Origin of the sequence: Klebsiella sp. NPDC088457 (assembly GCF_044900465.1) — a bacterium.
Classification (GTDB): domain Bacteria; phylum Pseudomonadota; class Gammaproteobacteria; order Enterobacterales; family Enterobacteriaceae; genus Klebsiella.
Map to the genome: position 1 here is coordinate 1 of NZ_JBJDNH010000087.1, position 7,604 is coordinate 7,604.

Consider the following 7,604-nt stretch of genomic DNA (forward strand, 5'->3'; position numbering starts at 1 on the left):
GTTAACCTTCTGGTGACAATTTTTGATTTGAGGCAGTTAAAAGCGGATTGGCGGCGCCAATAATAGGCACCCGTCGTCGCGATTTTGTTGATTTACGCCGCTATGTCGTTTATTTGATATGGCACAATAGTGAAACTATTGCTTTCATGGAGTAAGGCTTGTGTTGGATAAATTGCGTTCCCGGCTGGTCCACTTTGGTCCGTCTTTAATGAGCGTGCCGGTTAAGCTGGCGCCTTTTGCCCTCAAGCGCCAGGTGCTGGAACAGGTATTACGCTGGCAGTTCCGGCAGGCACTGGAAGATGGAGAGCTGGATTTTCTCGAAGGCCGCTGGTTAAGTATTAATGTGCGTGATATCGGTTTGCTGTGGTATACCTCGGTGAATGAGGGGCGGCTGGTGGTCAGCCAGACGGCCGAGGCGGATGTCAGCTTCAGCGCCGATGCCAGCGATCTGCTGATGATTGCCGCGCGTAAGCAGGATCCGGATACGCTGTTCTTCCAGCGTCGGCTGGTTATCGAAGGCGATACCGAGCTGGGGCTGTATGTAAAAAACCTGATGGATGCCATTGAGCTGGAGCAGATGCCGAAAGCGCTACGCATGATGCTGCTGCAACTGGCGGATTTTGTTGAAGCGGGGCTGCGCAGCCCGCGGAAACCTGAACAGACATCGGTAGGTGAGGCATGCTGATTCGAGTTGAAATTGGGATTGATGCGCCGGGAATTGACGCGTTGTTGCGTCGTACCTTTGGCAGCGACGCTGAAGCGCAGCTGGTGCACGATCTACGAGAAGATGGCCTGATCACGCTGGGCGTGGTGGCGACTGATGATGAAGGGCAGGTTATTGGCTATGCCGCTTTTAGCCCGGTCTCCGTTGAAGGCGAGGAGCTGCAATGGGTCGGTCTGGCTCCGCTGGCGGTGGATGAAAGCTACCGCGGGCAGGGCATCGGGCGCCAGCTGGTCTACGAAGGGCTGGATTCGCTGAATGAGTTTAGCTATGCCGCCGTCGTCACCCTGGGCGACCCGGCCCTGTACAGCCGTCTGGGGTTTGAACCGGCAGCCCGCTTCGACCTGCGTTGCCGCTGGCCGGATACCGCTGAGGCGTTTCAGATTCGCCCTCTGGCCGATGACGCGCTGGAAGGGGTTCACGGGCTGGTTGAGTATAGCGACCACTTCAATCGCTTCTGAGGCTCTCCAGCAGGGTCTCGAAAGAACCATCTCCGGCAACGAGGCGCTCTTTCTGGCGCTTCGTTAGCTGCTTAATACGATACTCCAGTCGTAGTGCAAGTGAGTGGTCACCAACTTCCTGGCTAAACGCCAGCTGCAGCTCTCCTTTGCCACGCAGCGCTTTCGCTCCCTTGCCATCCTGGTGCTGGCAAAAACGACGTGTGACATCGGTGGTAATCCCGGTATAGAGGCGATTATCGGCGGTACGTATCAGATAGAGAAACCAGCGCACGGTACAAAGGTCGGTATGTTAAGGTGTGTGCACCATAACATACTGGAGAGTAAAGATGGATACGCTCGCTGCTATCAGCCGCTGGCTCAGCAAACAGCATGTGATTACCTGGTGTGTCGCCCGCGAGGGTGAACTGTGGTGCGCCAATGCGTTTTACGTGTATGACCCGCAAAACGTCGCCTTTTATCTCCTGAGTGATGAGAACACCCGCCACGGACAGATGACCGGCCAGCGGGCGCAGGTCGCGGGTACCGTCAATGGCCAGCCGAAAACCGTCGCCCGCATTCGTGGCGTGCAGTTCAAAGGCCAGATCCGTCGCCTTGCTGGTGAAGAGGAAGCCGCGATGCGCCAGCGGTATGTCAGCCGCTTCCCGGTAGCCCGCATGCTCCCGGCGCCGGTCTGGGAAATCCGCCCTGATGAACTTAAATTCACCGATAACACGCTAGGTTTTGGCACCAAGCTGCACTGGCTACGTCACCCTGAGGGCGAGTGAAGCGCGGTCTGGCGTGCAGAATTCCCCGTTTCCTGCATACTCTTGTTACCGCGGCGACTGCCGCTGAAGGGGTGATTTCTTAGGGGGGATAATGAGCCAGGTGCTAATAACAGGGGCCACCGGTTTGGTTGGTAGGCACTTACTTCGGATGTTAATCCAGGAGCCGCGCATTGCGGCAATCGCCGCCGTGACCCGCCGTCCTTTGACGGATGCCGAAGGCGTTTTCAATCCCCATGACCCGCAGCTGAGCGATGCCCTGGCCCAGGTTGTCGACCCGGTCGATATTGTCTTTTGCTGCCTGGGAACCACGCTACGGGAGGCGGGCAGCAAAGCGGCGTTTATTCAGGCCGACTATACGCTGGTGGTCGATACGGCGCTGACGGGGCTGCGTCTGGGGGCAAAACATATGCTGGTAGTCAGCGCGATGGGGGCCAACCCCCGGTCGATGTTCTTCTACAACCGGGTGAAAGGCGAAATGGAAGAGGCGCTGCGGGCGCAGGCGTGGCAGCGGCTGACGATTGCGCGTCCCTCGATGCTGCTGGGCGAGCGGGAGAACAAAAGGTCGAATGAAGTGGTGCTGGCGCCGCTGTTTCGCCTGCTGCCGGGGAACTGGAAATCCATCAGCGCTCAGGATGTGGCACGCGCCATGCTGTCTGAAGCGCTGGCCCCTGGGCGAGAGGGCGTCACCGTTCTGCCGTCGGCAAAACTGCGTGAAATCGCCGCACGCGAAGAGTAGTATTCTGCGCTTCACTCCATCACCACACCTTTCCTGGGGAATGCTATGACGGGTCAGTCTTCATCTCAGGCGGCATCACCGTTTCAATGGTGGAAGCCCGCGCTCTTTTTTCTGGTTGTTATCGTTGGATTATGGTTCGTCAAATGGCAGCCTTACTATGGCAAGGCTTTCACGGCGGCAGAAACCCACAGCATCGGTCAATCTATTCTGGCTCAGGCCGCGACCTCTCCGCTGAAAGCGGCATGGGACTACGCGCTGGTCTACTTTCTGGCCGTCTGGAAAGCGGCGGTGCTGGGTGTACTGCTGGGGTCGTTGATTCAGGTGCTGATCCCGCGCGACTGGCTGCTGCGCACCCTGGGGCAATCGCGCTTTCGCGGAACGCTGTTAGGCACGCTCTTTTCTCTGCCCGGTATGATGTGTACCTGCTGCGCCGCGCCGGTGGCGGCGGGGATGCGTAAGCAGCAGGTGTCGATGGGCGGCGCGCTGGCGTTCTGGATGGGCAACCCGCTGCTTAACCCGGCGACGCTGGTGTTCATGGGCTTTGTGCTGGGCTGGCAGTTTGCGCTAATTCGTCTGGTGGCGGGTCTGGCAACGGTGCTGATTGTCGCGACGCTGGTGCAAAAATGGGTGCAAGAAGCGGCGGTACAGCCGTCAACCGTGCCCGCTGGCGTTGAGACCGAACAGGGCCACTTTTTTGCCCGCTGGCTGAGGGCGCTATGGATCCTGTTCTGGAACACTATCCCGGTCTATATTCTGGCGGTGCTGGCGCTGGGGGCGGCGCGCGTCTGGCTGTTCCCACATGCCGATGGCGCGGTAGATAACACCTTATTCTGGGTGGTGGCGATGGCGATTGCCGGCTGCCTGTTTGTCATCCCGACGGCGGCGGAGATCCCTATCGTTCAGACCATGATGCTGGCGGGAATGGGCTTTGCGCCAGCGCTGGCCCTGCTGATTACGCTGCCTGCGGTCAGCGTGCCGTCGTTGATTATGCTGCGTAAGGCTTTTCCGGCGAAAGCGCTGTGGCTGACCGGTGGGCTGGTGGCGTTGTGCGGCATGATTGTCGGTGGGCTGGCGTTAATCTGGTGAAATCCCGGGCGGCGGCTGACGCCTTGCCCGGTTCGTCGCCCGGCTCAGCAGTGCGCGAGCCGGGACGATTTTCACACTTACTGGATATAGGTAAAGGCGGTGGTCACGCGAGAGACGCCGCTGACCCGGCTGGCAATATCTGCCGCCGCACGACCTTCGCGATCCGTGACCAGTCCCATCAGGAACACTTCGCCATTTTCCGTCGTCACTTTGACATTTGACGATTTCACCTGGTCGGTGCCCAGCAGCTGAGAGCGAACCTTGGTGGTGATCCAGGTATCTGAAGAGGCGGTGCCTAAGCCAATCGGCTGACCCTGACGCACTTCGTTAAACACTTCCGTGGCGCCTTCGACGCCCATCGCTATTTGTTTCGCGCGGGCGGAGAGATCTGCCGTCGGAGACTGGCCGGTCAGCAGGACTTTGCCCTGATAGGCGGTGACGTTAATCCGCGCCTGTTTCTTAATTTGTTCGTCTTTTGCCAGCGCGCTGTTGACGCGCAGTTCCAGCGTGCTGTCATCAACCTGAGTCCCCACCGTACGCGGGTCCGTTGCGGCTTTGGTGCCGACAGCTGCCGTTCCGACTACCGCTGCGGCAACGCATCCTTGTAGCAGTAGGGCAGAAAGAATGATGGCGAGGGGCGAGAGAGCCTTCATGTGATCTCCTTAATCGTCCTGGTGTGGAAAAAGCGTGTTATCAATCAAATCGCACAGACAGTTGACGGTGAGCATATGCATCTCCTGAATACGCGCGCTGCGATGAGACGGAATGCGGATTTCGACATCCTGCTGACCCAGCAGGCCTGCCAGCTCACCGCCGTCGTAGCCGGTGAGCGCGACGATGGTCATATCGCGGGTCACGGCGGCTTCAACGGCTTTCACGATGTCCCGACTATTGCCTCGTGTGGAGATCGCCAGCAGAACGTCGCCAGCGTGACCCAACGCGCGGACCTGCTTGGCGTAAATTTCGTCGTGCAGGCGATCGTTGGCAATTGCGGTTAAGACCACATTATCGGTATTTAGTGCAATGGCGGGTAAACCAGGGCGCTCTGTTTCAAAACGATTAATCATACTGGCAGCAAAATGCTGTGCATTGGCGGCAGAGGTGCCGTTGCCACAACAGAGGATTTTGTTGCCATTCAGCAGCGATTGTACCAGGGTCATGGCCGCACGGGAGATGGCATCCGGGAGGGCTTCCGCTGCTGCAATTTGGGTTTGAATGCTTTCAGTGAAGCAGGCTTTAATTCTATCGAGCACGGTATCCCTTAATTCATTTACGCTATTCGCCAAAGGCGTTTTTCAGCCATTGGATGTCGTTTCCGGTGAAGGCTACCACATCGAAACGGCAATCCACAGTGTCAAAGCTCCCATTATGTCGGGAGAGCCACAGACGAGCGGCGTGGAGGAGGCGTTGTTGCTTTTTCAACGTGACGCTGGCCGCGGCATCACCATAGTTTGCGCTGCGACGATAGCGCACTTCCACAAAGACGGTTACCGCGCCGTCGCGCATGATGAGGTCAATTTCGCCGCCCCGCTCACGGACGTTGGCGGCGATAAAATGCAGCCGCTGGCTCTCCAGCCAGCGACGAGCCTGGGCTTCCCAGGCGTCGCCGGTCTGTTTGGTTAGTTGGCTGCGACGATCTGTCCGTGCTGGTACTTGAGCCATGACATTTTCCTGTTGATCACGCAGTCCTGCGTGGCCGTCAGATCGCCGGTATTACCGTTCAGCGCAAAGCCCGGGGTCTGGCGCATCTGGGAGAAATGGTTGGCCAGTGACCAGGCATCGGCGCCCATCGCATACAGGCGCGCCAGCGAATAATCGTTACGTACGGCGGACAGCGCCTGCTGCATCAGCGCCGGGTTGCTGCCGGCCAGCATCGGGATCTCGCTATACTGTAACCCTTCCATCTCCAGACGAAAATCCGGACCTGAGGTACCCTGGGCACTCCGGGAACTGGCATACAGGGTGACATTGCTTTGGCTCCCGTTGCGTAGGGCAATCATCGGTTTGATGTAGGCAATCTGCTCCGGGGTGGCGAGGATCCAGGCCGCATCGACGCTACCTGCGCTGCTGATGGGGGCATCTTCCTGATTACCGGAGACGCTATCCTGGGCCTGCGCGGACGGCAGCGTAGAGACCGGGGTGCCGGTCAAGGAGATGCCGCTGTTGACGCTGGATCTCAGCTCAGAAGTGGAGCCGAAACGCTGCTGCAAAACGGTACCGCCGCCCAGCTTTAACCACTCGTTGGAAAAGGCGCTAACAACGCGATCGCCGAGCGTCCCGCGAGGCGCCAACAGCAGCGGCGTTTGTTTGCCTTGCTCGTGAATGTGGTGCGCCGCATCGCGCGCTTCGTCTTCTGGCGACAGGGCGAAATAGCAAATATTGGCGCGGTTCTCAACTTTCTCCGGCTGGTTCAGCGCCAGGACGTTTAGCGAAGTATTGCTCTTGATGACATCCTCGACGTTATCTTTGAGCAGCGGGCCAACGACGATAGTCGCCCCGTCCTGTTGTACCTGCGCTAACAGCTGGCTCATCGGCTGCGTGGTGGTGTCGTAGATTTTCAGTTCCGCAGCGGGGTTTGCCGGCGTAGCGGCCACCGTTTGAGCCTGCGGCGCGGTCACCGGTGGTTGCGCGGTTGTCGCTGCGCTGTCGCTGGCGGCGGCCGGATCCGGCGTTGTCGCGGCCTGAGTTTCCGCTGGTGCGGTAACCGCTGTCGGAACGCGATCGGCCGCAGGGGTCTGCACCGGCGCCTGTGCGGCATTGGCCGAGGTCAGATCGCCTACTTCAGCCTGTGAGGGGCTCACCACGTCGTTACTGACAACGTTAGCCGCCTGGGCGACCTGAACAGGAACGGCGCTACCGGCAACGGCAGGCGCGCCGTTTTTCGCCGCTTCAAAACCTTGCTGAATCGTCCGGCCAAATACCGCCGCCTGACCGTTTAATGGCAGCAGCAGGGCGATTTTATTGGTCGATGCCGGTTTATAATTTTGCATATTCACCAGCGCCGTTGGCAGCATTTTGGCCCCCGGATTTTGCGGGTAGCGGGTCTGCCAGTCTTTTACCGCGGCTTTCAGCAGGGCGGGATCGTTACGGTTGTCGAACCACATACGCTGCAGATCCAGCCAGCCTTGCAGCACGTTTTCATCGGCATTGATGACCAGCGCGTTGGCCTGCTCCTGGGTCATGGCGGTGAGCGCTTTCCACGTCGCGTCGATATTCTGTTGCTGCTGTTTCGGCTGGCCCAGCAGCGGCTGTTGGGCGATAAGGGCGCGCAGCAGCGTTATTGACGGGCGGCCCTGGCTGGCATCGATTTGCGCCTGCCAGTAGCGTGGCTGCTGATTCTGCTCAAAACTGGCAGGATCAAGCTTATTCAGCAGAGCCTGAGCGCCCTGGAAATCGTTCTGCGCCAGCTTCACCTCTACTGCCAGCAGAGACTGCTCGCGGGCCTGGGTTTTGTTCAGGTTAGACGGCAGCTGATTGAACAGGTCGATGGCCTGCGGCTTTTTGCCTTCCTGGAGCAGTGCACGAATGGCGAGTAATTGCCAGTTGGTCTTGCTATCATTCGTGCTTTGCTGCATTTGCTGTAGGTAGTAACTGGAGTCTGCCTGTGCCGTACCCTGTAAAAACGCCGTGCTTTGATCCGGGGTATGGGTGCCGCAGCCAGCAAAGATCAGAGCAGCCAGCAGTACGGGCAGACAACGCGCGGGTTTAGAACGAAGAAATGTTGACGGTACCATATGTATCCAGTGATATTTTTTTGGCTCAATGCTCAATATTAATTCGGCAATAAGGACGAGACAAAGAAACAAAAAGAATCAGCAGATAATACTAAGGGGCAG

At 58.5% G+C, this 7,604-nt stretch carries 10 protein-coding genes; 5 read left to right on the plus strand and 5 right to left on the minus strand.

The window, feature by feature from the left end; translation table 11 throughout:
* Positions 1 to 160 precede the first annotated feature (160 nt).
* Both ACI2JR_RS27500 and ACI2JR_RS27505 read left to right on the plus strand, forming a co-directional pair.
* Positions 161 to 685, plus strand: a complete 525-nt coding sequence (locus tag ACI2JR_RS27500) for a ubiquinone anaerobic biosynthesis accessory factor UbiT (protein WP_132729567.1) — start codon at positions 161 to 163, stop codon at positions 683 to 685.
* Positions 679 to 1,182, plus strand: coding sequence for a GNAT family N-acetyltransferase (locus tag ACI2JR_RS27505; protein ID WP_132729568.1), 504 nt, complete (start codon positions 679 to 681; stop codon positions 1,180 to 1,182). Before ACI2JR_RS27500 ends, ACI2JR_RS27505 begins: the two co-directional genes overlap by 7 nt.
* On the opposite strand, the gene ACI2JR_RS27510 is transcribed toward ACI2JR_RS27505, so the two are convergent.
* Positions 1,169 to 1,453 (minus strand): GIY-YIG nuclease family protein, encoded by a 285-nt coding sequence (locus ACI2JR_RS27510; RefSeq protein ID WP_132729569.1) that lies wholly within the window; start codon positions 1,451 to 1,453, stop codon positions 1,169 to 1,171. The genes ACI2JR_RS27505 and ACI2JR_RS27510 overlap by 14 nt on opposite strands.
* Positions 1,454 to 1,508: 55 nt before the next feature.
* On the opposite strand from ACI2JR_RS27510, the gene ACI2JR_RS27515 reads away from it, so the two are divergent.
* The 3 genes from ACI2JR_RS27515 to ACI2JR_RS27525 all read left to right on the plus strand — a co-directional run bounded on the left by ACI2JR_RS27515 (position 1,509) and on the right by ACI2JR_RS27525 (position 3,768).
* The gene (locus ACI2JR_RS27515) at positions 1,509 to 1,946 is read left to right on the plus strand and encodes a YhbP family protein (protein WP_132729570.1); all 438 of its coding nucleotides are present in this window, start codon (positions 1,509 to 1,511) and stop codon (positions 1,944 to 1,946) included.
* A 91-nt stretch (positions 1,947 to 2,037) separates the two neighbouring features.
* Positions 2,038 to 2,682, plus strand: coding sequence for an NAD(P)H-binding protein (locus ACI2JR_RS27520; RefSeq protein WP_462480011.1), 645 nt, complete (start codon positions 2,038 to 2,040; stop codon positions 2,680 to 2,682).
* A 45-nt stretch (positions 2,683 to 2,727) separates the two neighbouring features.
* Positions 2,728 to 3,768: a permease gene (locus tag ACI2JR_RS27525; protein WP_132729572.1), complete on the plus strand. Its 1,041-nt coding sequence runs from the start codon at positions 2,728 to 2,730 to the stop codon at positions 3,766 to 3,768.
* A 77-nt stretch (positions 3,769 to 3,845) separates the two neighbouring features.
* On the opposite strand, the gene dolP is transcribed toward ACI2JR_RS27525, so the two are convergent.
* Genes dolP through ACI2JR_RS27545 form a run of 4 tightly spaced genes read right to left on the minus strand, consistent with a single transcriptional unit; the run spans position 3,846 to position 7,502 of the window.
* Positions 3,846 to 4,421, minus strand: coding sequence for a division/outer membrane stress-associated lipid-binding lipoprotein (dolP, locus tag ACI2JR_RS27530; protein ID WP_132729573.1), 576 nt, complete (start codon positions 4,419 to 4,421; stop codon positions 3,846 to 3,848).
* A gap of 9 nt (positions 4,422 to 4,430) precedes the next feature.
* Entirely contained in the window at positions 4,431 to 5,021 is a 591-nt protein-coding gene (gene diaA, locus ACI2JR_RS27535; protein ID WP_002918211.1) for a DnaA initiator-associating protein DiaA, read from the minus strand.
* Between the two features lie 22 nt (positions 5,022 to 5,043).
* Positions 5,044 to 5,430, minus strand: coding sequence for a YraN family protein (locus ACI2JR_RS27540; protein ID WP_132729574.1), 387 nt, complete (start codon positions 5,428 to 5,430; stop codon positions 5,044 to 5,046).
* Positions 5,388 to 7,502 carry a penicillin-binding protein activator gene (locus tag ACI2JR_RS27545; RefSeq protein WP_462480012.1) on the minus strand — a complete coding sequence of 705 codons (2,115 nt, stop codon included), beginning with the start codon at positions 7,500 to 7,502 and terminating at the stop codon, positions 5,388 to 5,390. Before ACI2JR_RS27545 ends, ACI2JR_RS27540 begins: the two co-directional genes overlap by 43 nt.
* Positions 7,503 to 7,604: the final 102 nt, after the last annotated feature.

Bases quoted from the DNA above. Each gene is read 5' to 3' on its own strand.
- ACI2JR_RS27505 (WP_132729568.1), top strand. From the start codon at position 679: ATGCTGATTCGAGTTGAAATTGGGATTGATGCGCCGGGAATTGACGCG.
- ACI2JR_RS27515 (WP_132729570.1), top strand. From the start codon at position 1,509: ATGGATACGCTCGCTGCTATCAGCCGCTGGCTCAGCAAACAGCATGTG.
- ACI2JR_RS27520 (WP_462480011.1), top strand. From the start codon at position 2,038: ATGAGCCAGGTGCTAATAACAGGGGCCACCGGTTTGGTTGGTAGGCAC.
- ACI2JR_RS27525 (WP_132729572.1), top strand. From the start codon at position 2,728: ATGACGGGTCAGTCTTCATCTCAGGCGGCATCACCGTTTCAATGGTGG.
- dolP (WP_132729573.1), bottom strand. From the start codon at position 4,421: ATGAAGGCTCTCTCGCCCCTCGCCATCATTCTTTCTGCCCTACTGCTA.
- ACI2JR_RS27540 (WP_132729574.1), bottom strand. From the start codon at position 5,430: ATGGCTCAAGTACCAGCACGGACAGATCGTCGCAGCCAACTAACCAAA.
- ACI2JR_RS27545 (WP_462480012.1), bottom strand. From the start codon at position 7,502: ATGGTACCGTCAACATTTCTTCGTTCTAAACCCGCGCGTTGTCTGCCC.